This is a genomic window from Billgrantia saliphila (assembly GCF_002930105.1).
GTDB lineage: Bacteria > Pseudomonadota > Gammaproteobacteria > Pseudomonadales > Halomonadaceae > Halomonas > Halomonas saliphila.
Window position 1 is genome coordinate 95,614 of the sequence record NZ_PJRN01000008.1, and the last position, 24,272, is coordinate 119,885.

The 24,272-nt window shown below is 60.8% G+C and carries 23 protein-coding genes; 9 read left to right on the forward strand and 14 right to left on the reverse strand.

What is annotated here, in order from left to right; all coding sequences use genetic code 11:
• Positions 1 to 26: 26 nt before the first annotated feature.
• The 8 genes from wecC to CYJ07_RS10890 form a co-directional block, all read right to left on the reverse strand.
• On the reverse strand, positions 27 to 1,307 hold the full coding sequence (gene wecC, locus CYJ07_RS10855) for a UDP-N-acetyl-D-mannosamine dehydrogenase (RefSeq protein WP_104203720.1): 1,281 nt from the start codon (positions 1,305 to 1,307) through the stop codon (positions 27 to 29).
• Positions 1,308 to 1,336: 29 nt separating this feature from the next.
• Entirely contained in the window at positions 1,337 to 2,482 is a 1,146-nt protein-coding gene (gene wecB, locus CYJ07_RS10860) for a non-hydrolyzing UDP-N-acetylglucosamine 2-epimerase (RefSeq protein ID WP_104203818.1), read from the reverse strand.
• Between the two features lie 68 nt (positions 2,483 to 2,550).
• Complete coding sequence (cysQ, locus tag CYJ07_RS10865; protein ID WP_331280927.1) at positions 2,551 to 3,372, reverse strand: 3'(2'),5'-bisphosphate nucleotidase CysQ; 822 nt, start codon at positions 3,370 to 3,372, stop codon at positions 2,551 to 2,553.
• 24 nt (positions 3,373 to 3,396) lie between these two features.
• On the reverse strand, positions 3,397 to 4,719 hold the full coding sequence (locus tag CYJ07_RS10870; protein ID WP_104203722.1) for a UDP-glucose dehydrogenase family protein: 1,323 nt from the start codon (positions 4,717 to 4,719) through the stop codon (positions 3,397 to 3,399).
• 81 nt (positions 4,720 to 4,800) lie between these two features.
• A complete protein-coding gene (locus CYJ07_RS10875) occupies positions 4,801 to 6,273 on the reverse strand; it encodes an MBL fold metallo-hydrolase RNA specificity domain-containing protein (protein ID WP_104203723.1) in 1,473 nt (490 codons plus the stop codon).
• A gap of 39 nt (positions 6,274 to 6,312) precedes the next feature.
• The gene (locus tag CYJ07_RS10880) at positions 6,313 to 7,320 is read right to left on the reverse strand and encodes an NAD-dependent epimerase (protein ID WP_104203724.1); all 1,008 of its coding nucleotides are present in this window, start codon (positions 7,318 to 7,320) and stop codon (positions 6,313 to 6,315) included.
• A gap of 495 nt (positions 7,321 to 7,815) precedes the next feature.
• A complete protein-coding gene (locus CYJ07_RS10885; RefSeq protein WP_104203725.1) occupies positions 7,816 to 8,319 on the reverse strand; it encodes a hypothetical protein in 504 nt (167 codons plus the stop codon).
• Positions 8,320 to 8,343: 24 nt separating this feature from the next.
• The gene (locus tag CYJ07_RS10890; protein WP_231489607.1) at positions 8,344 to 8,640 is read right to left on the reverse strand and encodes a hypothetical protein; all 297 of its coding nucleotides are present in this window, start codon (positions 8,638 to 8,640) and stop codon (positions 8,344 to 8,346) included.
• A 357-nt stretch (positions 8,641 to 8,997) separates the two neighbouring features.
• Here CYJ07_RS10890 and CYJ07_RS10895 point away from each other — a divergent pair, with 357 nt between their 5' ends.
• A complete protein-coding gene (locus CYJ07_RS10895) occupies positions 8,998 to 9,819 on the forward strand; it encodes a helix-turn-helix domain-containing protein (RefSeq protein ID WP_104203727.1) in 822 nt (273 codons plus the stop codon).
• 85 nt (positions 9,820 to 9,904) lie between these two features.
• Here the strand turns inward: CYJ07_RS10895 and CYJ07_RS10900 are convergent, their stop codons facing one another.
• Positions 9,905 to 10,285 (reverse strand): histone-like nucleoid-structuring protein, MvaT/MvaU family, encoded by a 381-nt coding sequence (locus CYJ07_RS10900; RefSeq protein WP_104203728.1) that lies wholly within the window; start codon positions 10,283 to 10,285, stop codon positions 9,905 to 9,907.
• 801 nt (positions 10,286 to 11,086) lie between these two features.
• Between CYJ07_RS10900 and CYJ07_RS10905 the strand changes: the two genes are divergently transcribed.
• The gene (locus CYJ07_RS10905; RefSeq protein WP_104203729.1) at positions 11,087 to 11,815 is read left to right on the forward strand and encodes a Crp/Fnr family transcriptional regulator; all 729 of its coding nucleotides are present in this window, start codon (positions 11,087 to 11,089) and stop codon (positions 11,813 to 11,815) included.
• Between the two features lie 76 nt (positions 11,816 to 11,891).
• On the opposite strand, the gene CYJ07_RS10910 is transcribed toward CYJ07_RS10905, so the two are convergent.
• Positions 11,892 to 13,709: a DUF7305 domain-containing protein gene (locus tag CYJ07_RS10910; protein ID WP_104203730.1), complete on the reverse strand. Its 1,818-nt coding sequence runs from the start codon at positions 13,707 to 13,709 to the stop codon at positions 11,892 to 11,894.
• Positions 13,710 to 13,928: 219 nt separating this feature from the next.
• Positions 13,929 to 14,318 (reverse strand): pilin, encoded by a 390-nt coding sequence (locus tag CYJ07_RS20840; protein ID WP_331280928.1) that lies wholly within the window; start codon positions 14,316 to 14,318, stop codon positions 13,929 to 13,931.
• 348 nt (positions 14,319 to 14,666) lie between these two features.
• Here CYJ07_RS20840 and pilB point away from each other — a divergent pair, with 348 nt between their 5' ends.
• The 6 genes from pilB to CYJ07_RS10945 all read left to right on the forward strand — a co-directional run bounded on the left by pilB (position 14,667) and on the right by CYJ07_RS10945 (position 20,384).
• Positions 14,667 to 16,457: a type IV-A pilus assembly ATPase PilB gene (gene pilB / locus CYJ07_RS10920; RefSeq protein ID WP_104203731.1), complete on the forward strand. Its 1,791-nt coding sequence runs from the start codon at positions 14,667 to 14,669 to the stop codon at positions 16,455 to 16,457.
• 68 nt (positions 16,458 to 16,525) lie between these two features.
• Positions 16,526 to 17,758: a type II secretion system F family protein gene (locus CYJ07_RS10925; RefSeq protein ID WP_104203732.1), complete on the forward strand. Its 1,233-nt coding sequence runs from the start codon at positions 16,526 to 16,528 to the stop codon at positions 17,756 to 17,758.
• Between the two features lie 9 nt (positions 17,759 to 17,767).
• Entirely contained in the window at positions 17,768 to 18,625 is an 858-nt protein-coding gene (locus CYJ07_RS10930; RefSeq protein ID WP_104203733.1) for a prepilin peptidase, read from the forward strand.
• Positions 18,626 to 18,634: 9 nt separating this feature from the next.
• Positions 18,635 to 19,240 carry a dephospho-CoA kinase gene (coaE, locus tag CYJ07_RS10935; RefSeq protein ID WP_104203734.1) on the forward strand — a complete coding sequence of 202 codons (606 nt, stop codon included), beginning with the start codon at positions 18,635 to 18,637 and terminating at the stop codon, positions 19,238 to 19,240.
• A 50-nt stretch (positions 19,241 to 19,290) separates the two neighbouring features.
• Positions 19,291 to 19,518: a DNA gyrase inhibitor YacG gene (gene yacG, locus CYJ07_RS10940; RefSeq protein ID WP_104203735.1), complete on the forward strand. Its 228-nt coding sequence runs from the start codon at positions 19,291 to 19,293 to the stop codon at positions 19,516 to 19,518.
• Between the two features lie 2 nt (positions 19,519 to 19,520).
• A complete protein-coding gene (locus CYJ07_RS10945) occupies positions 19,521 to 20,384 on the forward strand; it encodes a DNA replication terminus site-binding protein (protein WP_104203820.1) in 864 nt (287 codons plus the stop codon).
• Between the two features lie 162 nt (positions 20,385 to 20,546).
• Here the strand turns inward: CYJ07_RS10945 and CYJ07_RS10950 are convergent, their stop codons facing one another.
• The 3 genes from CYJ07_RS10950 to CYJ07_RS10960 form a co-directional block, all read right to left on the reverse strand.
• The gene (locus CYJ07_RS10950) at positions 20,547 to 21,293 is read right to left on the reverse strand and encodes a tellurite resistance TerB family protein (RefSeq protein ID WP_104203736.1); all 747 of its coding nucleotides are present in this window, start codon (positions 21,291 to 21,293) and stop codon (positions 20,547 to 20,549) included.
• A 65-nt stretch (positions 21,294 to 21,358) separates the two neighbouring features.
• Positions 21,359 to 21,958 carry a 2-hydroxychromene-2-carboxylate isomerase gene (locus CYJ07_RS10955; RefSeq protein WP_104203737.1) on the reverse strand — a complete coding sequence of 200 codons (600 nt, stop codon included), beginning with the start codon at positions 21,956 to 21,958 and terminating at the stop codon, positions 21,359 to 21,361.
• A gap of 37 nt (positions 21,959 to 21,995) precedes the next feature.
• Positions 21,996 to 23,225: an MFS transporter gene (locus tag CYJ07_RS10960; protein ID WP_104203738.1), complete on the reverse strand. Its 1,230-nt coding sequence runs from the start codon at positions 23,223 to 23,225 to the stop codon at positions 21,996 to 21,998.
• Between the two features lie 108 nt (positions 23,226 to 23,333).
• On the opposite strand from CYJ07_RS10960, the gene CYJ07_RS10965 reads away from it, so the two are divergent.
• Positions 23,334 to 24,239, forward strand: coding sequence for a LysR substrate-binding domain-containing protein (locus tag CYJ07_RS10965; RefSeq protein WP_104203739.1), 906 nt, complete (start codon positions 23,334 to 23,336; stop codon positions 24,237 to 24,239).
• Positions 24,240 to 24,272: the final 33 nt, after the last annotated feature.

The window sequence follows — 24,272 nt, forward strand, 5'->3', positions numbered from 1 at the left end:
GCCAAAGAATACTGATAAGCATGACCTTAACTGGTCCATACTCCACGCGAATCGATTAGATAGTCTTCTTTTAACTGACCAGCTGGAATACTTTTGAAGGTCTTATGGTCCACAAGAAGTACTACCACATCGGCAGTCTCTAGGGCTGTTATATGGTCAACTAATCTAGCGTCGGCTAGCTTGCCTTCCGGCAGCCCCTTAATGTTCGGCTCCACAACCAGAAACGAGCCAGGATGCGTCACTACAATGGCCTCTGCGATCTTCAATGCCGGGCTTTCCCTAAGATCATCGATATCCGGCTTGAAAGCCAAACCGAAGCAGGCAATGGTGACATCCTTGGCTGTCTTATCAGGATTGGCGCTCAGGAACTTGCCTACGGCCTCATTAACCTTGTCGATTACCCAGTGGGGCTTGCTGTCGTTCACCTCACGCGCGGTGCGAATCAATCTTGCCTCTTCCGGCGTTTCGCTGACGATGAACCACGGGTCCACGGCAATGCAATGGCCGCCCACACCAGGCCCAGGTTGCAGGATATTGACTCGCGGGTGACGGTTGGCCAGTCGAATCAACTCCCATACGTTGATATCCAGCTTGTCGCAGATGATGGAAAGCTCGTTGGCGAAGGCGATGTTCACGTCGCGGAAGCTGTTTTCCGTGAGCTTGGCCATCTCGGCAGTACGGGCCGTGGTGGTAATGCACTCCCCTTCCACGAAAATTCGGTAGAGGGAGGTCGCCGCTTGGGAGCACCTGGCCGTCATGCCGCCGATGACACGATCGTTCTCCACCAGCTCGCGCACCACGTGGCCAGGCAGTACGCGTTCCGGGCAGTGGGCCACGCGAATATCGGACTCTTCCCCATGGGTTTGCGGAAACGTCAGGTCCGGCCTCGCTTCAGCCAACCAGGCCGCCATCTGCTCGGTAGCGCCTACAGGCGAGGTGGATTCCAGTATTACCAGGTCGCCTCGCTTCAACACCGGAGCGATCGTCTTGCTGGCCGCCTGGATGTAGGTCAGGTCCGGCACGTGCTCGTTGCCGTTCTCCGCCTTGAAAGGTGTGGGCACCGCAATCAGAAAAGCATCCGCCGGTTCCGGCGTGGTGGTGGCGCGAAGGTAGCCTTCCTTCACCGCCGCACGCACGACGATATCCAGTTCGGGCTCTACGATATGGATCTCACCGCGGTTGATGGTATCCACGGCATGCTGATTGATATCCACACCGATGACTTGCTTGCGGCGGGAAGCGATGACGGCGGCCGTCGGCAGGCCGATATAGCCCAGGCCGATTACGGAGATGGTGTTGAAGTTCATGGTTCCATCCAAGGAAGTACGATGCGAAGTTACGGATAAGAAGAGCTGGCGTATTTCAGGCTTGTGACCAGGGCATCACAGATACGCTGGCACGCCTTGCCATCGCCATAGGGGTTATGGGCATAGCTCATCGTCTCGTAGGCCACCTGATCGGTCAGCAGGGTATGCAGCTCACTGACGATACGCTCCACATCGGTGCCCACCAGCCTGACGGTACCGGCATCGACGGCCTCGGGCCGCTCGGTGGTGTCGCGCATTACCAGTACCGGCTTGCCGAGCGAAGGCGCCTCTTCCTGCACGCCGCCCGAGTCGGTCAGAATCAGATGGGCGCGATTCATCAGGTAGACGAACGGCAGGTAGTCCAGCGGCTCGATCAGGTGCACGTTATCGATGTCGGAGAGCAGCCGATTCACGGGCTCCCTCACGTTGGGGTTGAGGTGCACCGGATAGACGATTTGCGTTTCGGGATGGCGTACCGCGGTATCGCGCAGTGCCTGGCAGATACGCTCGAATCCGCCACCGAAGCTCTCGCGACGGTGTCCGGTGACCAGAATCAGCTTGCGATTGGCATCGAGGAAATCGAACTGCTCCGCGAAACGCTGCTGGAAGGCTTGTTTGTCTTCGAGCTTCTTTACCACGTCGAGCAGCGCGTCGATCACGGTGTTGCCGGTGACAAACACCTTGGCGGGCGCCGCGCCCTCCTCGAGCAGGTTCTGTCGCGAACGCTCCGTGGGGGCGAAGTGCAGCTCCGCCAATGCGCCAGTCAGCTTGCGGTTGGCTTCCTCCGGCCAGGGAGAATAGAGATTGCCGGTGCGCAGGCCCGCTTCCACGTGGCCCACGGGGATCTGCTGGTAGTAGGCGGCCAGCGTGGCGGAAAGCGTCGTGGAGGTGTCGCCGTGCACCAGCACGATGTCCGGCTTTTCTTCGGCCAGAACGGCCTTCATTCCCTGCAAGATGGCCGTGGTCACATCGGTGAGATCCTGCCCGGGCTTCATGATGTTCAAGTCGTGATCCGGCACCAACTCGAATAGTTCGAGTACCTGGTCCAGCATCTCGCGGTGCTGGCCGGTCACACATACCTTGGCGTCGAAACGCTCGTCGGCGGCAAGAGAGAGAGCGAGGGGTGCCATCTTGATGGCTTCGGGACGCGTGCCGAACACGCAGAGAGTTTTGATGGGCATGGGAATAAAGGTATTGAATGTATGGAAGATGATAGCGAAATCATTCGCAACGTGTCATTCGTTTAGGCATGCTGACGGATAACTTGCCAAGGTAACTCCTGCTCTCCACATGCGATAAAAAACGGGTTGAGCAGACTTTCCTGCTGGTTGTAGAGTAGCGGTTTGAGTGTTTGAATGTTGAGCACCGCTCCGCCAGCGGCGGTAACCACGGCTTGGGCCGCTGCAGTATCCCATTCGCAGGTTGGACCGAACCGAGGGTAGAGATCGGCTTTGCCCTCAGCAATTAAGCAGAACTTGAGAGAGCTACCCACAACGATACGCTCGTATTTTGGTAAACCGGCACAAAACGCTTCGACTTCGAGTGAAGCATGAGAACGGCTACTCACGATCTGCCATGGATCTTGCTCAGGATCCGGCAGCGAACGTGTTGCGATCATATAACATGGCCCCTCTCCTTCCTTCTTCCAAGCGCCGTGCTCCACGTGGCCTATCCAGGTCGTCTGCAGAGCGGGCGCATGCACGATGCCGAAAACGGGCACCCCCTCCTCGATCAGCGCCACGTTGAGTGTGAATTCGCCGTTCTTCTTGATGAATTCCTTGGTGCCGTCCAGCGGATCGATCAGCCAGTAACGCTGCCAGCTTCGGCGTGTCTCGTAAGGGATTCCCCCTGACTCCTCGGACAGGATCGGCACACCCGGCGTTTCCGCCTCGAGCAAGGCTACTAGAGCATGGTGGGACGCCATGTCCGCTTCGGTCAGCGGGCTCTTGTCTTCCTTGGTTTCCACCACGAAGTCACGGACGTAGATCTTCAGAACTTGCTGCCCCACGGCGTGCACGCCTTCGATAAGACGGGCGCGCATGGTGTTTGTAACAAAAGCGGTCAAAAAGACTCCTGTGGCTTCAGCGTGTTATCGCCCAACGGAAAGATAGGTGAAGCCCTTGATGGCCATGCGCTTGGGTTCGAACATGTTGCGCCCATCGAAGATCAGCGGCTCCGATAGCTGCTGCTTGATGAGTTCGAAGTCCGGCGCGCGGAAGCTCTGCCACTCGGTGACGATCACCAGCGCGTCGGCACAGCGCAGGGCGGCTTCCTTGGTGCCGCAAAGGTGCAGGTCGTCGCGGGTGCCGTAGAGTCTCTGCGCTTCCTCCATGGCTTCCGGGTCGAAGGCCTGAACACTGGCGCCGGCTCTCCATAGCGCTTCCATGAGTACACGGCTGGGCGCTTCGCGCATGTCGTCGGTGTTGGGCTTGAAGGCCAGCCCCCACAGGGCGAAGGTCTTGCCGGCCAGGCTACCCTGGTAGTGCTGCTCTATCTTCTGGAACAGGGTGGTCTTCTGCTCCTCGTTACGAGCCTCCACGGCCTTGAGCACCTTGGCATCGAAGTCGATACCGTCGGCGGCGCGGATCAGGGCCTGCACGTCCTTGGGAAAGCACGAGCCGCCGTACCCGACCCCGGGGTAGATGAAGTGATAGCCGATCCGCGGATCGGAACCGATGCCCTGGCGTACCATTTCGATGTCGGCGCCCAGGCGTTCCGCCAGGTTGGCCATCTCGTTCATGAAGCTGATCTTGGTGGCCAGCATGCAGTTGGCGGCGTACTTGGTCAGCTCGGCGCTGCGCACGTCCATCACGATCATCTTGTCGAACTGACGGCTGAAGGGCGCGTAGAGCTCGCGCATCACGTCTTCGGTCTGCTTGCTCGAGGTGCCGATGATGATGCGATCGGGGCGCTGGCAATCGCTGACGGCACTGCCTTCCTTCAGGAATTCGGGATTGGAGACCACATCGAAACGCAGATCCTTGCGTCCCCGGGCTTCCAGGATGGCATCCACCTTGTCGCGCACTCGATCGGCGGTGCCCACCGGCACGGTGGACTTGTCGATGATGATCTGGTCGCGCTCCATGTGCTCGGCGATGGTCTCGGCCACGGCCAACACGTACTTCAGGTCGGCGCTGCCGTCTTCGTCCGGCGGCGTACCCACGGCAATGAACTGCACCTGGCCATGCTTGACACCGGCGGCGGCATCGGTGGTGAACTCCAGCCGACCGGCAGCGTAGTTCTCCTTCACCAACGGCTCGAGTCCGGGCTCGTAGATGGGGACGTCGCCCTTTCTCAGGCGCTCGACCTTGGCGTCGTCCACGTCCACGCACACGACGTGATGACCCACATCGGCCAGCACGGCACCTTGTACCAATCCAACGTAGCCGGTTCCAAATACGGTAACGTTCATTGCCGTCCCTTTATTGAATGTGCGTTGGTAAAGGAATACTTGATATTAGGCAGCTGACGTTGCAAGGCGAAATAGACCGGCTCATGCCGACACCTCGGTGCTGGCATCGGCATGGGCGTTGGCCGGCTGAGACTCTGCCAGCGCACGTCCCGCACCCAGCGTAACCGTCAGTTCACGTCCCGCCCCTTTGGCCCATTCCTGCAGCTTCGTCTGCAGTGCGGCCTGGGCGCCGGAGTCACCGTGTACCAGGCGAATGTCTCGCGGCGGTTGGCGCATGCGACGCACGAAATTGAGCAGGTCGTGCTGGTCGGCGTGGGCGGAGTATCCGTTCACGGTTTCCACTTGTGCGCGAATGTCGATGCGCTGCCCGTCCAGCATGACCCAGCCGCCACGCGGCCCGTAGCGCTGGATGTCGCAGCCCGCGGTGCCGGCGGCCTGATAACCGGTGAACAGCACGCAGTGGCGCGGGTCGCTCAGCATACGCTTCAGGTAGTTGACCACCCTGCCGCCGCTAACCATGCCGCTGGCGGCGATCACCACCGCCGGGCGTCCGCTCTCGGCCAGGTACGCCACGGTGCGCTCGTGGGCGGCGTGGTCGTCGACGGTATAGAGATTCTCGAAGCTGAGCGGATGGCGCCCGCTGCGCAGCCGGCGGTGGGCTTCGGCATCCCACCAGGGCTTGAGTTCGCGGTACACCTCGGTGAATCGCGCCGCCAGCGGCGAATCGACGATGATTTCCAGGTCGCGCCAGCGCGCGTCGGTAGCGCGGTGTATCAATCCTTCCAGCTCGTAGAGCAGCTCCTGGGTGCGGCCGACGCTGAACGCCGGCACGACCACGGTGCCTCCGTTCTCCAGCGCTCGGTCTATCGCTGCCTTCAGCCGGTCGCGGCGATGCAGGCGGTCCTCATGCAGCCGGTCGCCATAAGTACTTTCCAGCACCAGCACGTCGGCGCGATACGGTGGTTTCGGCGCAGGCAGCAGCGGCGCGTGAGGCGCGCCCAGGTCCCCGGAGAATACCGTGCGTTGGCTATGGCCGGTGGCCCTGTCGTGGGTGTCCACCTCGACATAGGCGGAGCCGAGGATATGCCCGGCGCGCTGGAGCCTGACACGGATGCGGTGGCGCTCGTCGTCGACCACGGTATGCCAGGCGCGATAGTCCAGCGCGACCAGGCGCGGCTCCACTTCCGCCAGGAAGCGTTCGATCAGGGCCCGGTCGCGAGTAAACCCGACCTTGAGCGCATCCTCGATGACCAGCGGCAGCAACCGCCTTGAGGGCACCGAACAAAGAATCGGCCCGCGGTAGCCGGCGGCTAACAGGTGCGGCAAGCGGCCGATATGATCGATATGCACATGCGTGACGACCAGCGCCAGCACGTCATCGATCGAGAAGCGCACCCGGTGCTGCTCGAGGCTGTCCAGGTGATCGGCATCCTGCCCCTGGAACAGACCGCAGTCGATCAGCAACGCACGATCCGCGGCGACCTGCAAACGGTGGCAGCTGCCGGTTACGCCGGTGGCGCCACCATGGTGAAGGATCTGCGGAGTGTCGTCCATGTCAGGCCGCCCGAGTCTCGTCATCCAACTTTCTCGTGCTCAAATCTGGTAGAAACCGCGATACCACTCGACGAAGCGATGCACGCCTTCTTCCACGTGCACCTTCGGCCGGTAGCCGGTGGCCTGCAGCAATGCTTCGGTATCGGCCCAGGTACGCGGCACGTCGCCGGGCTGCATGGGTAGGTATTCGCAAATCGCTTCGCGCCCGGTAGCTGCCTCCAGCGCCCGGATGAAGTCCATCAGCGAAACCGGAGCGCCATAGCCGATGTTGTACAGCGCGTAGGGGGCGGTACTCAGGTCCGGCCTGGCGGTGGCAGCGGGCCGATCGGGGTTGGCTTGGGGAATCACATCGAGAATGCGCACGATGCCTTCGACGATATCGTCTACATAAGTAAAGTCACGCGACATATCGCCGTGGTTGTATACCTGGATCGGCTTGCCCTCGAACATCGCCTTGACGAACTTGAAGATCGCCATGTCCGGCCGACCCCAGGGGCCATACACGGTAAAGAAGCGCAATCCCGTCATGGGAATACCGTATAGATGCGCGTAGGTATGGCTCATTAGTTCATTGGCTTTCTTGGTTGCCGCATAAAGGCTGACGGGGTGGTCCACGCTGTCGGAGGTGTCGAATGGCGTCTTGGCATTCAGGCCGTAGACAGAGCTCGACGAAGCGTAGACCAGGTGCCCCACCTGGTGCAGGCGGCACCCTTCCAGCACATTGAGATGGCCGATAAGGTTCGAGTCGGCATAGATATGCGGGTTTTCCAGCGAGTAGCGCACTCCGGCCTGGGCGGCCAGATGAATCACCCTGTCAAAGTTGTTCTCACGAAACAGTGCCGCTACGGCTTCGCGATCCGCCAGTTCCAGATGAATGAACTGAACGTCGCGACAGTCGGCCAAGTCTTGCAGCCGCGCCTGCTTGAGCGATACGTCATAGTAGGTGTTGAGGTTATCGATGCCGACAATCTCATGGCCCCGCCCACTAAGACGCCGCGCTACGGCGTGACCAATGAACCCGGCAATACCTGTGACGAGAATTTTCACGCTGGCCCCTGTCCCCTGTCCCCTGTCCATGTCCTATGCATCCCTGACGGCAATATGCCAGTTACACAGCAGATTCATTAGGTTTCCAGTTTTAACAAAACCTGAAGGAACTGCGAGATGATTCGTCTCATGCCAAGGGTATGGGCCAACCTCACCAAGCCATTCAGACACGCTACCGCCCAGGGATTGTTCCGGGCACTTCCCTTGCCCTGAGATACGAGCGATCCCGAGAAACGGTCACGAACACACTAAGCGAGCAGGCGAATCTCCGGGCCAGCGGCAGCCTCGAGATTTGATCGGTTCACGGTCTGCTGGCGAACAGGTGCTCGACGGTTTCCTCTGCACGGTATCGTTATAGGAATCCGGCAATTCTACGGGACTCGCGCGACTCGCTCTACCGCCATGTGACGCTAAATGGCCTTGACAACTCAAGCTGTTGACCGGGCTTTTACGAATTCATGACGAAAAGCATCCGAAAGCATGAGGCGCACGCTCTCAGCGGCAGCGCCAGGCAGCGAGACGATGGAGCAACGCAATAAAGATGAGGCCGGCCGAGAGCCAGCCGAGGCCGATCACGAGATCATGGAAGCCGTCGGGGGCGGTATAGGGCGGGCGAAAGCTCATGCCATGAGCGGCGAGCCTTGCGACCAGATAGATCAAGGCGACTACAAAGGCCAAGGGCATACTGGAGCGCCACTCGGCAAGCCGACGCGTCAGGCGCCAGGGTTCCCGGGGAGGCTTGTCAGCCTTGCTGGAGGCCGCCTTACCGGCTGCCTTGCTATTATCCGCCTTGCGCGGCGCGGGCTTGCGCGTCGCACCCGCCTGCCTCGCGGGTTTGCGCGCCGCCTTCGCAGCCGTTCTGCTTGACGTTCTATTGCGCCCCGGCAAGCCGGAAGTCAGCCAGCGCAGGATGACAGATAACGCCCAGGCAACGGTAAATAACACCGATAGCACCAGGCTGCCCATTACCAGGAAATAGGTCATGTGCATGTCAGCCATGAACTCATCGTCGATGCGCCAGGTTCAGGCAATGTGTCCGAGCGACCGCATGGTCCGCAGCAGGTGGGCTACGCTCTCTGTAGGTTGAGCATACTCCTTCATCAACGACTCGAGCCGTTTCTTGAAGGCCTGCTCGCGCTGCTGCTGCTCTTCGGCTTCCAGCTCGGCCAGGCTTCGCACGGGCGGGCCAGTGGGAATGTCGAGCCGGGAATTGGGCTTTTCCAGCTCACGAAGCGCCTGGGCGAAGGCGTCGTCGAGTTCACGAAACTTGCGCAGCTTTTCGCGCTCGTCCATGGATCGGTTGGGCTTCTGATTTCTCATTTGCATCCGTAAGTGCTCAAGTACCTGACTGGCACTCGATTGCGAATCACTCGAGTATACCGTCAAAGAAACGCGTAGCGAAGAGGCCGTTGCGAACCTGAATAGCTCTCATTGATAACTGAGGTTATCGACAGGATGCCTGAGGGCATAAAAAATATGCACAAACGGTCAACCTGCGTAACCGAACTTGCCTTCGACTCTCACCACAGCGCATAAAGGTGCGAATAATTAAAAAACATAAAGGGCTTTATGCATTATATGCATAGCCTGCGAGGCTCCCACGAGGGTGTCCGTGAACAATGGAGGCAACGATTGCCCCTCGGCAATGGTTGCACATACAGTGCAAGGGACTAACGAATGTTCAACGAGATGATGCGGGCAGAGATCTGGCTGCAGGATCATTTGGAAAGCCAGCAGGGAATCGAGGACCTCGCCAGCCGACTCGGATATTCGACCTCTCAGGTTCGGCGCAGGTTCAAGCAGTGCTTCGGCCTCTCCCCCAGTGCTTATCGCGATACGCTGAGACTGGAAAAGGCGGCACGACTGCTCGCCTTCACTCCCTACCCCATTCAAACCATCGCGATGCGGTGCGGCTATCAAAACCATTCCGCGTTCAGCCGCGCCTTCCTGCGGTACCATAACCAAACACCGCGCCAATATCGCCAGGAGCAGCGCATCAAGCTATATCGCAACCCCTATCGCCAAGAGCATAGTGGCGACCCGCCAGCGTTCGAGATCCGCAAGCTACCCACCCGGCAAGCGTTGGTGACACGAATCTATCAACAGCTGCGTGAACGCCATACGAACAGCTTGCGCAAATTGGCGCAAAGAATTCGCGGTTCCGATGCATTACCGGAGCGACTGAAACAGGGTCCCAACATCGCCCTGATGCACAATACGCCCCTGGATAGCCAGGTGGAACGCATCGATCTGGGCCCGTTGATCGACAAGCCCTCGACCGCCGGCGTTGCCATACCAGCTTCGTTTCGCTTGCTGGAACTACCGGCGCAGCGACACGCCTGCGTGTCGATCGAATGTCTGGATGAAATTCCTGCCGTGGTGCAGTATCTGGTCAGCGAAGGGCTGCCCAGAAAGCGTTGCTTTGCCAGCGGCGAGGCCGTTCGCGTCGAATGGTGCGATAGCGGGATGACGATGCAGCTTCCCGTTCTCAAGGAATGATCTTGAGAGAGTGAATCACTACCAAGGCTGCATGAAACGCCATACAACCGTAGCCGGGCCTTATTGACCCGGCTTTCATTGCGCGTTACGACTCCACGCGAACCAGCCAACCTTCTACGGTGTCGGCGCCGTGCTCGTCCTTCCAGGCTTTCAGCGTCTTCTGGTTACCACCGCGAGTCTCTACGACTTCGCCGGTTTTCGGATTCTTGTAGATCTTCAGCTTGCGCTTGCGACGACCACCACCACTGCTGGCCGGCGCCTTTGCGCTAGCGCTCTTGCCGCCCTGCGGCTCCAGCAGGTTGATGACGTCGGACGAGCTCTTGTTGAACTCACGCATCAGCGATTCGAGCTTATTCTTGAATTCCAGCTCGGCCTTCAAGCGATCGTCGTTCTGAAGACGCTCCATATCGGCCTGAAGCTGCTTGAGCTGCTGCTCTTTTTGCATGAACTCACTGAGAAGAGACATTGCGTTTTCCTTGCTTGGGAGATTTCACGGGATGCGGTCCAATAAATACATCAAGACAGGCCATATGACAATACTCTCTTTGTTTTTTAGCTCCTGAAAGTGTCAGCGTCAAACAAACAAAGCGGTACATCACCGACACGGAAAGCGCCAACTGGAGAGCGCCTAGCGCACTTGAAATTTCTTACGAAAATTGTGCCGGCGCTGTTGTCGATCGCTTGGCTTGCGCTTGATCGTGCCTTATCTTCGCAACGCAACGTGCGCCTTCGACACCCCAGCCGTAAAGCCAACTGCACCGTGAGAGCGGCAATTTGACGCTGGAACGTTATAGCCGGCGATCGGATGGCCTCCCAAGCATCGCCATGCGCTTGCCGAACCTGACCACTGCAGCTTGTCGCCTGACTGAGCGGCCGTTTCAAGAGGTAGCGCATGGACAAGAACTAACGTGCCTCTTGAGGGGGTTTCGACCACTGCGCCGGTACCCAGTCTGCTCGCGAGATCACAAGGGTACGAACGCCTGCCTCAGCGACAGATAACGCGTTAGAGCCAGCCATGTGAAGCCCAGACATCTTTTCCATGCTCGCGACCTGTGCATTGCCACACTGGTTGACATGGCCCGCCCGCTGCCTCTTTGCAACGGCTGCGAGAAGAGCCAAGACTCGGCAAGACGGACCAGCCAAGGCGCATCAACACACCTTTTACAAAAGAAGCACAAGGATTAACTTTCGTATCGCGCCATGACAGTAAATTTTCATTACCCAAGTCATCAATTTGTCAATACCCCGCCCTTTGCTACACTGCCCCATGAAGTCATTGAGCAAGCCAGGCAAAGGGAAAGGCATGTATTTGTTCCATAACTTCACTGCCAGGAATGATTTATGCGACGAAGACAAGCGTGTATTTCGCAATAGCGTCGGTCCACCGCGCGAGGTCAAGAAAGGAAGCCACCTGGCCCGCGAGGGAGACGTACTGGATAGGTTGCATCTTATAGAAAAGGGCTGGGCCTGCCGTTACAAGACCCTGCAGGATGGCAGTGCCCCCATCACCTCGTTACTTCTTCCCGGCGATGTCAGCGATAACGGTCAGGGGCTTCATTGCAAGCTGGATTTCTCCATCAAGGCCATCACGCGGGTCAGGTTCGCGACAATACAGCCGGAGTGTGCCGAAAAGCTTTTCGATAGGCCGAGAATCCTTCGCCTGTTTCGCACCTCGGGCCACATGAGCTTGTGCTTTGCTCGTAGCTGGCTCATCAATGTTTCGTCACGCAGTGCCGAAGGGCGAATCGCCAACCTGCTATGCGAGTGCTATGCGCGCTCGCGAGCCGCGGGCCTGACGTTCAAGGGCCGTTACTTCTTTCCCTTGACGCAGGTCGAGATATCGGAAGCGCTAGGTCTTTCCAGCGTGCACGTAAGCCGCTCGCTGAACAAGATCAAGCGCAAGGGGCTAATCGAAAACTGCGACAACAAGCAGATTCAGATCAAGAACTGGCACGGCCTGGCGGCGCTGGGAGGGTTCCAGCATGATCTGCTGTAAACACATTAATTTCTGATTCCAAATTTCTGGCTTCAGGCCGGAGCGAGTCACTGTATGGCAGGACGAAGCACCGTCATTAGCCGACCCAGATGGCCTTCAGTTCCGGCAGCTCGATTTCGCCATCGTCGACGATGCCGTCATCCATGTCATCGAACGCTTCGTCGTAATGGAAGCCACCGCTGCCATCGACGAAAATGCTTCGTGCACTGACCTCACCGAAGAACCCACCGCTGCCACCGATAAAAACTTCTGAGTTGGGCGCAATAATCTGTCCGTAAACATTGGACGCGCCGGAAATTCTCACCCCCGCTGCTCCCCCACCGTCGTTATATGAAGAAACGATGGATAGAACAGGCTTCACGGTACCATCGGGCAGGGTGCGCGTAGGCTTGCTGTCTCCTATTACCACACCGCTGGGGAAATTCACTCTACCCGACGTTACCAATGTCACGGAGCTCCCCTCCGCTATACGGAATGCGGAGCCACCGCCGACTTCAACATCTCCGGAGACAACCAGCACCAGGTCGATCGGCTTACCCACCTCACCCACTTGCAACTCAGCGCTACCGCCAAGATCCAACTTGTCGGCTCTTACGATAAAAGGCCCCGTCTCGGGCTCTGCTCCTATCGGCCTCGGCGTACCATTGGGGTCATCCAGGCTAAGCTGCCCATCGCCCCGCTGCCCGATGGTAATGGTGCGGCCCCCACCGCCAAATATGAGTGGCCCCACGTATTCCCCTACGTTATTCGACAGGTAGGGAGCATACGCCGTGTAACGCCCATGCACACTGCACTCTTCCGTTGAGCTCTTGGGACGAAAGCCAAATGAATCGGCATCGGGTGGTTCCGCGCCAATAGTGAGCCCACCGCTCACATGTGCATCGGGGGCGCGATTATCAGACAGGACGAGCGGCGCTCTTGCATTACCGTTAATCTGAGCGGAATAGTTCTTGAAGTGCAGCAGGCGGCCGGAATGGACGTCACCATGGATCGTGCCACTACTTTGAAATACGATATCGCCCATGCCAGTCGTATTGCCGTAGATATCCACTCCGCCACTTACGAGCGAGATCGTATCGTAGGCTTGTACGCTGCCATATACCTCTCCTGAGCCCTCGGCGGTGAAGCGACCGCTCGCCGCCACGTTGCCGTAAATGGGCGCAGAACCCTCGACCTTGATCTCGGAGTCTTCCGTCTGGCTGGCGACATCGACATTGCTTCGCCGCGAGTTGCTGCCTCCGTAGCTCCCTAAGCGCGAATCGTAGCTATCGATCATACCGCTACCCTTGAGCCGGATGCTCTCGCAGCTCATCAGGCCACGCCGACCGCCCGTCGGTAGCTCCGGCAAGATCAGGAGCGCCGAAGCCGTTCGCACGATTCCTTCATCGCCCTGGGAGTACCCATAAAAGCCCTCGCTTTCGATGCGCAGCCCCAGGGCCCCGGCAAGAGCCGTATCATCCGCCGGCAAGGTTGGGAGGATACGCCAATGATAGCGCCCGCCAGTTGATAAACCCTGCCAGCCGGACCAGCTGCCTGGCGGACCGGGAAGCGCATCGTCCAGCGCCTCGAGACTCTCTTCCCAGCTATCCGCGTCCCTGGCCTTCTCAGCACTGTCACGCAGGTCGGCAAGAAAGTTCGAACTGGACGCAAATACGGGGGGAGTGGCTGATTCGCCTCGGTTGAGCGCTCTTATGGCTTCCCGCAGCTCGCTATTGAAGCCGTAGAGCCCGGCTTCCGCCTCGTTATGCGCGATGATGCCCGCACGAAAATTCCCCGCCAACCTTTCGTTGACCAGGCTGCTGCTCATCCCCGCGAGGCCGAGCATCAGCGAGCCGCTCAGCAGCGCCAGCACCAAGACCAGCGCGACGCCCTCCTGTCGCTGCGAACCCGCCATCGCCGCCACCTCCGGTGTGCATCATGGTTACGCTCTGATACAGAATTTTAACCCAAGAGATGGCTGGGGTCATCAGAAAGGATGAGGAAATGGACACTATAATAATAGTGGTAGTGGCAGTAGCAGTGGTACTGAGACCAAGAAAGTTAATATTTAAAGGAAAAAAGGCTGGCTAATCCATAGCCAGCCTTTAAATCTAGCCTTTGGCTATTAGCGCGATTAAATGCCTATTGCCACGTTGCCTGTAGCGTTACCGGTACCTGTTCCAGAGTCATATGAAACAAGGTTGTTATTGGTTGCATCAACAGCCAGCGTCGAGCATGAAGGAGATGACCCATCCGTCGCTCCGTTGAAAACAGCACTTGTACCAGGATCTCCCGAACCTAAAGCCCGTTCAGCTGCGACAGCCGAAGCATAAGATCTAGCCTCACTTAGACATGCAGCATCCTCAGAGCGATCGACATAGTTTTGATACTGCGGAATCGCTATCGCCGCCAGAATTCCGATAATTGCCACCACGATCAGCAGCTCGATCAGGGTGAAACCGCCCTGACCTCGCTTGGCTGTCGCCCGTGCCTGCATCGCTTTCGTCATACGCATCATGTTCATTGCCCTTGATCCCCTGCTCTTGCCCGTCGCGATACGCGTGGTGGTCGCTCGAGGCGTCGATCCCATCTGCGGCACAGGCCGCCAACCAAACCGGGCTACGCCCTGTTCTCGTTCCCCCGAGCCAGGGCCTGCCCCCTGAGCCCGGGCTCATACCGCTTACATTAGATTACGCGTTCTCCCTCCTGCAAGCGCTACCTACGTCTGCATGAGGTTGCCCCCAGCATAATCCATGAGATCGTTAATGCCAGCATGGCGTTAGCGTTTGCGCTGTGCTGTGCTGTGTCATGCCATGCGGACTAGAATGCTGGTACTTTACGATTATCCCATCCAGGCAATACTAGAGGCGCCATGACCAACTACCGCCCCCCACCCACCGCTGCCACGCCATCCGAGGAGCACGCCACGCTGAAGCGTGCGAGCAACAACGATGGGCTACGTGGCTTTGCCAAGCGCTTGGTGGAGGACGGCCTGCTCTCTCGCCCCGCGGCCGAACGGGCGGAGCACGAGGCGCGCGAAGCCGAGCACAGCCTGCTGCAGCACGTGATCGAGACCGGGCTGGTCACCGCACGCCAGGCCACCCTGTGCGCTGCCTGGGAGTACGGCCTGCCGATCGTCGACCTGGATGCGCTACGGCTATCCAGCCTGCCGCCGGCGGGGGAGTATCCCGACAAGCTGCTGCGCAAGTTATGCGTGGTGCCGCTGACGCGGCGCAACCACCGGCTGACGGTCGCGGTGCCCTACCCCTCGACCCTGGCCCAGCTCGACGAGCTGCAATTCGCCACGGGGCTCAGCATCGAAGCCGTGCTCAGCCCCGCAGATCAGTTGTTGCCGGTGCTCGAGGCCTACCTGGCCCAGCACGAGAGCAGCCTGATGGACGAACTGGCCGGGGTGGACGATGCGCTGAGCGAGCTCGAGTTCGAGGATGGCATCGACATCAGCGAGGATATCGCCGCCGATGCCGCTTCCAGCGGCGCCGACGAGGCGCCTATCGTCAAGTTCGTCAACAAGATCCTGCTCGACGCCATACGTCGCGGCGCCTCGGACATCCACTTCGAGCCCTACGAGACCAGCTACCGGGTGCGCATGCGGGTAGACGGCATGCTGATGGAGGCCGCCCGTCCTCCGTTCGCCATGCGCACGCGCATCGCCGCGCGGCTGAAGGTCATGGCGCGGCTCGACATCTCCGAGCGCCGCCTGCCCCAGGATGGCGCGATCAAGCTGAAAGTCTCGAAGACTCGCTCGATCGACTTTCGCGTCAATTCGCTGCCCACGGTTTACGGCGAGAAAATCGTGCTGCGTATCCTCGACCCCGCTTCGGCGCAGATCGGCATCGATGCGCTGGGCTTTACGCCTGATCAACGCCAGCTCTACGAGACCGTGCTGAGCCATCCCCAGGGCATGATCCTGGTGACCGGCCCGACCGGCAGCGGCAAGACGGTGACGCTCTATACCGGCTTGAACCTCCTCAACGAGATACAGCGCAATATCTGTACCGCCGAAGATCCGGTGGAGATCAAGGTGCCAGGCGTCAATCAGGTCAACGTCCTACCCAAGATCGGCCTGGATTTCGCCAGTGCCCTGCGCGCTTTTCTGCGCCAGGATCCCGACGTGGTGATGGTGGGCGAGATTCGCGACCTGGAAACCGCCGAGATCGCGGTGAAAGCCTCCCAGACGGGCCACTTGGTACTCTCCACGGTACATACCAACTCAGCGGCGGAAACGCTGACACGCCTGGCCAACATGGGCGTGGCGCCGTTCAATATCGCCAGTTCGGTGAGCCTGATCATCGCCCAGCGCCTGGCCCGCCGCCTGTGCAAGCAGTGTCGTCAGCCGGCCGAGATACCGCGCGAAGCACTGCTGCAAGAGGGCTTTACCGAAGACGAGGTCGGTAGCGCCACCGTATATGAACCGGTGGGTTGCAAGCACTGCACGCATGGTTACAAAGGCCGCGTGGGGATCTATGAAGTGGTGCCGATCAGCGATTCCATGAGCCAGTTGATCATGCGTAACGGGAATGCCATGGACTTCGATCGCTTGGCACGCGAAGAGGGCCAACCTGATCTGCGACGAAGCGGCCTGTTGAAGGTAATGCAGGGGATCACCAGCTTGACCGAGATCAATCGCGTCACGAAAGATTGAGGTTCGGCTCAAGCCACGCCACTTTGCGCCGAAAAACATAGTAACGCTTCACGAGCAGCAGGGAACCTATGGCAAGCAGAACGGCGAAAACGCCGAGGAAGCTGAAACTGTATCGCTGGCGCTGGACGGGCAAGGGGCCCGGCGGGCGCACCGTTCGCGGCGAAGTGGTGGCTGCCGAGAGGTTCGAGGTCGAGCGCGAGCTGGCCAACCAGAACATCATTGTCAAGAACGTACGCCGCCGGAGCGGGATCGGCGGTGGAATGGGGACCATCAAGCCACGCGACGTGATGCTTTTCGCGCGCCAGATGGCCACCATGATACGCGCCGGGGTCCCGGTACTTCAGGCCTTCCAGGTGGTAGCCGAGAGCATTCGCAAGCCGGCCATGAGCGCGGTGGTGCAGCAGATGATGAACGAGGTGGCGGCGGGCTCCAGCTTCTCGCAGGCGCTGCGCCAGCATCCGGATCATTTCGATAGCCTGTTCTGCAACCTGGTGGAAGCCGGCGAGAGTTCCGGCTCGCTGGATCGTATGCTCGACAGGGTCGCCACCTACAAGGAAAAGATCGAATCCCTGAAGGGCCGGGTGAAGAAAGCCCTGTGGTATCCCATTGCCGTGATCCTGGTGGGCGTGGCGGTTACCGCCCTGCTGCTGATCAAAGTGGTGCCGCAGTTCGAGAGCCTGTTCCATGGTTTCGGGGCCGAACTGCCGGCCATGACCCGCATGACCATCGCCCTGTCGGAATTCGCCCAGCAGTTCTGGCTGTGGGGCCTGGGCGGTCTGATCGTCGCTATCTACTTGCTGAGGCAGGGCATCAAGCGTTCACCCGCCTTTGCCTACCGCGTGCATGCCTTCATGCTGAAGATCCCGGTGCTCGGCGATATCTTCGACAAGTCCGCGGTGGCGCGCTATTCCCGAACCCTGGCCACCACCTATGGCGCCGGCGTGCCCATGGTAGAAGCCCTGGACATCGCTGCCGGCGCCACCGGCAACCTGGTCTACGAGCGTGCCGCCAAACAGATCCGCGAGGATGTCGCCACCGGCCAGCAGCTGCACTTCGCCATGCGACTCACAGAGCGCTTCCCTGCCCTGGCGGTGCAGATGGTCGGTATCGGTGAGGAGTCCGGCTCGCTTGATTCCATGCTCAACCGCGTGGCCGACTACTACGAGGAGGAGGTCGACAATAAGGTCGATGCGCTCACCTCACTGCTCGAGCCCCTGATTATCGTGGTGTTGGGCGTGCTGGTCGGCGGCCTGGTGGTTTCGATGTACCTGCCGATCTTCGAGTTGGGCACGGTGCTATGAGGTATTCGCTTGCTAGTTGACCTACCCCCCGCCATTCTCTGGCCGCTGGTGGCCGTGCTCGGGTTGTGCCTGGGCAGCTTTCTCAATGTGGTGATCGTGCGCCTGCCCGTCATGCTGATGCTGGGCTGGCGGGCCGAAGCGCGCGAGGCATTGGAACTTCCCGAAGAGACACCGCCCCGTTTCAACCTGCTGGTACCGCATTCGCTCTGCCCCCAGTGCGAGACGCCGATCGCCTGGCACGACAATCTGCCCGTCATCGGCTGGCTCAAGCGTCGTGGCCGCTGTGCCGCCTGCGAGGCGCGCATCAGCCCGCAGTACCCCATGGTGGAGCTGGCCGGGGCGGGCCTGGCCCTGGCCGTTGTCGCGCTTTACGGCGCCACCTGGCAAGGGCTTTTCATCTACGCGGCCTGCCTGGCGCTGCTGGCCCTGGCCGTAATCGACCTGCGCACCCAGCTACTGCCCGATATCGTCACCCTGCCCCTGCTGTGGGCCGGCCTGCTTTACCAGCTGCTTTTTCAGCCGCTGATGCTGCACGATGCGGTAATTGGCGCCATGGCAGGGTATCTCGCCCTGTGGAGCGTCTACTGGCTGTTCAAGCTGGTGACCGGCAGAGAGGGAATGGGCTACGGTGACTTCAAGCTACTGGCGGCGCTGGGCGCCTGGCTGGGCTGGCAGTACCTGCCCATGGTGCTGATCCTCTCGGCCGGCGTGGGCGCCGTGGTCGGGGTGGCCATTCAGCTCGCCCTGCCGCGGTTGCGCGGTGCACCGATGCCTTTCGGCCCTTATCTGGCCATGGCCGGCTGGATTGCGCTGTTGGTGGGCGAGCCGCTGATGGCGTTTTATTTGAGAGCCAGTGGGTTGCAGTAGGGAGACGACATGATCGTTGGCGTAACGGGCGGAATCGCTTCCGGCAAATCCACCGTCGCACGGGCCTTTGCCGCGCTTGGCGTGCCGTGGGTGGATGCCGACGACGTGGCACGTGAAGTGGTGGAGCCCGGCGAGCCGGCGCTGGCCGAGATCGCCGCACGCTTCGGCCAGCGAACGCTGCTGGAGGATGGTCGCCTGAACCGCCGTGCGCTGCGCGAGATCGTGTTTGCCGAGCCGAGTGAACGCCTTTGGCTCGAGTCGGTGACGCATCCGCGAATTCGCGAGCGGATCGTCGCCCACCTGGAGCGGCTTCAGGCCGAAGGCGCCCCTTATGTGCTGCTGGTCTCGCCGCTGTTGTTCGAATCCGGCCAAAGTAAGATGGTGGATCGCTGTCTGGTGATCGACGTACCGGAGAGCCTGCAGCTGGCCCGCACCGCCGCCCGCGACGATGTCGACGACGCCCAGGCGCGCGCCATCGTGGCGGCCCAGATGCCGCGAGCCGAGCGCCTTGCCCGTGCGGATGACGTGATCGACAACAGCGGCGACGAGGAAGACCTGGCTGCCCAGGTGGCCGAGCTGGATCGGCGATACCGGGAAATGGCGGCCCTCACTTAGGCGCCATACGCGCTAGAATATGGCCAAAGCCATCAACCGCTACGAGATTCATGAGCCAACACAACCAACGCCCCCTGACCGTCGCCTGCCCGCAATGTCGCAACAAGGTGGAGTGGAGCGAGAAGAACCCCTTTCGACCGTTCTGCAGCGAGCGCTGCAAGCTGATCGATCTGGGTGCCTGGGCCGACGAGTCGCATCGCATCGCCGGCGAGCCGGCGCTGGACGAGAGCAATATCGAGGAGTGGCTGGCCCGCGCCGATCGAGGCGAGGAGCCGTGACGCTGGCGCCGGCGCCTAGCTACCGCCTGCTGGCGGAGCTCGAGGCCGCCTTCGACACACTGATCGACCGCACCGAGGCGCTGCTGGCCGTCTATGAGCGCTCACCCGCCGAGGCCTGGGCCTTCCAGGCCGAGGCCAGCACCGCCTGGCTGCGACGTGCCCTGCTTGATTTCTGGTATACCGATGGCCAGGACGGCCGCGCCACGCGCAGTCATGTCGGCCTGGTGGCCGCCGATGAAAGGCTTCTGGAGAAGGTTGCCGAGGTAAACGCGGCGAAGGCCGACTTCGCCGCTCGACTCGCTCATATTCGCGAGCATCACCCACCGCTGCTGGCCGAAGCCAAGGCGGTACTGCCCTTTCGTCATCCACAGCTGCATGACCACCTGCGCGGTAGCGGCCTGGCGCGGCTGCACCTCAAGCAGTGCTGGCGGGCCATTCCCACGGCCAAGGCGCCGGTGGCCCGGGTACGACTGGCCTGGTACTCAAGCGGCCGCTCGATCAAGCGGCTCACCGTGCGTGAAGTGGAGCAGAAACTGCTGACGCTGGATACCGAGGCGCCGCACGTGCGCATCCAGCTGCGCAAGCTGGCCGGCCTGCCCGACAGCGAGCCGCTGGCCCAGGTACAGACCCAGGCGCCGCTGATGCGTGCCAACCTGTTCTACTGCGAACCCCTCGAGGACGGCCGCACCCGCCGCGCCATGAACGTGGCCCTGCCGCTGTTCCTGCCCGCACCGCGCGGCCGGCTTCCCGACCACAACCTACCCCCGGCGGCCCCGCCGCAGAGCCGTACCCGCGCTCGGCGCAGCGATGAAAAGCTGGAAGAGCATCCTTACCTGCCGAGCCTGCGTATCTACCGCTATCGCTGAGAGGGTGTTACAAACTACTATGCTCGCCCATGCTGCGTTGGATTCAGCCTCAAAATACTCATTTACAAGCTCGTAAACTCCGCTTTTTCGGCTGATTCCGCCTTGCCTGGCCATCGCTCGTAACTTTTGTAAGCACCCTCTGAATCGAGCTGGGAAGAAACACTAGCCTGCTTGCCGTGCCTGGTGTTCCAGCTCTCCAGTGAGTTCCGATGGGAGCTTGAGTGCCTTGGCCAACTGGTCGAGCCAGGCACGCTCCATGGGGTTTTGCTCGTCGATTACCGCCACGCTGATCAGATACATCTCACGCGCCGCCTGGGGGGAGTCGGCCTCACGCGCGAGCGCTTCGGCATCCAGCGGCGCACTCAGTTGGCGCTCGACCCAGCGATGCAGCTCGTCATCCGCCCCCAGGGCGTCGATCTGCTGGGTGATGAGCTCGCGTTCCTGCTCGTCGATATGGCCGTCGGCGCGGGCGGCCATTATCATGGCCTGCAGCAGCTCGAGACTGCGCCGTTCCTGTAACTCGCCTTCCAACACCTCGACCCGCTCGCCTTCGGCACCGTTGCTCGCCGGCCGGTTGCCCTTGTCTTGAGTGCCTTGAGCGTTCTGCGAGTTCTGCCAGGCTTTCCAGGCCAGCATACCGACTGCCGCGATCGCGCCATACTTGAGCGCCTTGCCGCCGAGCTTACGACCGCGCTTGGAGCCTACCAGCAGCCCCATGGCGCCGCCGCCCAGCAGGCTCTTCATGTCCATGCCGCTTCCCCCGGTCGAAGCCTGACCCGATGAGCCGCCACCAAGCTGGCGAGATAGCCCCTCGAGCATACCCTTCACATCCATACCACCGCTCTTCTGGCCACCCGTCTGGCCACCGGCCTGCTGCATGAGCTGCTGCAATATCTTGCTGGCGTTCATCCGCTTCACTCCAGTCAATCGAGACGAAAATAGCATTTTGCGCCGTTTGCCGGCGCAGTCCGTATTCAGGCGGAACGCTGCGACGCGTACCACGCCAACGCCTGCTCCATTCGATCATAGCCCCAGAACGGTTCGTCGCCAGCCATGAAGAACGGCGCACCGAAGATGCCGAGTTCCACGGCACGCCCGGTGGCTTCGCGCAAGGCCGCCTTGGCCTCTGGCCGCTGCCCCTCCTCCAGCACGGCTTCGGCATCCAGCTTCAGCTCAGCCAGGCAGTCGGCGATCACCTGCGGGTCGGCGATATCCTCGTCATGCTCGAAGTTGGCGCGATAGACACTCCGCACGAAGGCGGGTACCCAGGCCTCGTCTGCGTGCATGACAACGATCCGCGCCGCCAGCAGACCGCTGCGCGGAAATTGCGAAGGGTGGCGGAAGCGAATGCCATCGCGCTCGCACAGTCGTTCGACGTCGCGCCACATGTAGCGCCCCTTCGCCGGGTAAAGGTTGAACGGCGAGTCGTTCCAGCCCTGCGCCTTGAAGATCGGCCCCAGCAGAAAAGGCTGCCAGCGCACTTCGATGCCCCGCTCGGCGGCCATGTGCTCGAGTCGCATCGCCGCTGGATAGGAATAAGTACTGGCGAATTCGAACCAGAACGTGAACGTCATTGCCCCTCCTCGTCTCGCCTTGCGGCCATGGACATCATCAGGTCGATGGCGTCACCGCTCGCATTACGTTAGCCGGGGCTTCACGGATCGGCCAGTGCAACGCCACGGTCACCAGACTCAGCACCACCCCGCTCCACCAGACGGCCACATAGGAACCGGTCGTCTCGTATAGGAAGCCGCCGAGCCATACCCCGGTGAAACTGCCGATCTGATGGCTCAGGAATACCACGCCATACAAGGTCGCCATGTAGCGAGTGCCGAACATGGTCGCCACGAGCCCCGAGGTCGGAGGCACGGTAGCCAGCCACAGGAAGCCCATCACGCAGCTGAACGCCAATACCGTGGTCAGGCTCAGCGGCAGCAGCATGAACAGTGTGATCGCCACCGCCCGCCCGGCATAGATCACGATCAACACCAGGCGCTTGGAGACCCTGCTGGAGATCACCCCGGCCATGAAGGCGCCCACCACGTTGCACAGGCCGATTAGGCTGATCGACCAGGCGCCGACCTTGGCGTCGAAGCCGGCATCGCCGAGAAAGGCCGGCATGTGCACGGTAATGAAGGCGAGATGGAAGCCGCAGACGAAGAAGCCCAGGGTCAGCAGCCAGTAGGAGACGTGACCACGCGCCAGCCGAAGGGTGTCGCGAAATGCCTCTGGCGAGGCGATCTCGGCCATGCCATTCATGCCGCGATCCGATGCGGCCAGGGGCATGGCCAGCAGCGCCATGGTGAGGCTCAGCAAGGCCATGGCATTGAGCGCTCCCGCCCAACCGAGCCAGTCGATCAACCCCTGGGCGACGGGCGCCAGCAGAAATTGTCCCATCGATCCCGCGGCGGTTCCGATCCCCAGTACCCATTGCCGCTGTGCCTCGCTAACCGCACGTGCCATGGCGGGCAACACGATGCCAAAGGCCGTACCGGCCACCCCGGCTCCCACGAGAAGACCGGCGCCGGAATTGAGCACCCAGATCTGTTCGACGCCGGCGGTCAGCCATAGGCCGAGCGCGTAGAGCACGGCACCGGCCACCACCACGCGCACCGTGCCGAACCGGTCGGCCAGCCCACCGGCAATGACAGCGATCACGCCCCAGGCGAGGTTCTGGATCGCCAGAGCCAGACCGATGAGGTCGCGCCCCCAGCCATTGGCCTCGCTGATCGGTTGCATGAACAAGCCCATGCTCGAGCGAATGCCGAACGAGAGCATCAGCACAAGTGAGCCACATAAAATCAGCCACCAGGTCGCGGCGGACAGGCGTTCCTTACGCATGGCGCTATCTCCCCTAGATGAATCCAAAGCAATCATCGCCATGCTCGGTAATTTCTGTTACATCAACAAATGAGTAATTCCGCTTCCATGACAGAGAAAAACACGGTCATGAGCCAACCACCGCTAAAGGCAATCCAGTGCTTCTGCCTAGCCGCCCAGCACCTCAGCTTCAAGAAGGCCGCTGATGAGGCGTCGGTCACGGCGGGGGCCATCAGCCAACAGATCAAGATACTGGAGAACTGGCTTGGCCTGGTGCTGTTCGAGCGTCGGGCACGCTCCATCGCTCTCACCGAAGCGGGCAACGCCTATTATCGCCGCATGGCGCCTCTGATGGACGAGCTGGTCGGTGTCAGCCAGTCGATGCAACAGGTAGATCGGCTCAGGGTGGTGCGGCTGGCTTTGCCGCCTGCCTTCGCCTTGATGCGTCTTGGCCCGGCCTTGCCCGCCTTCTGCTCGCAGCATCCCGACATCGAGCTGCGCCTGAGCGCCTCTCCCCTGCTTTACTCTTTGCAGGAAGTCGGCAATGACCTGGCGATCCGCTACCTTCCGCAAGCCGACGAGCGCTACGACACCACGCTACTCGCGCGGCTCACTGTGCTGCCGCTCTGCAGCCCGATCTACCTGGCGGACCATCCGGCACTGGCCGAAGGCAAGCTGCACGGCGTCACCTTGATCCACGATATCCTGCATCAGGATTGGTATCGTCTGGCACAACGATACGGCCTGGCGCTGGGCGGCACGCGCCATCTCCATGTCGATCAAGCACTGCTCACCCACCAGGCTGCCGAAAGCGACCTGGGTATCGCCCTGGGAGATTCCCTGCTCAGCCGCGAAGCCCTCGAGCAGGGACGACTCGTCATTCCCTTCGAGGCCAGCCTGCCTGCACGCCGCCATCTCTTCCTCGTCCACAGCCGAAGATTGCCGCTCAGCCCTGCGGCAGGCATCGTGAAGCGCTGGCTGCTCGACACCTTCCAGGCCGGGACAATGGATTTTCCCGCAGGAAAGCGGACTTGACCTGCCTCATGCAGGGAGGTGAGCACTCCGCCA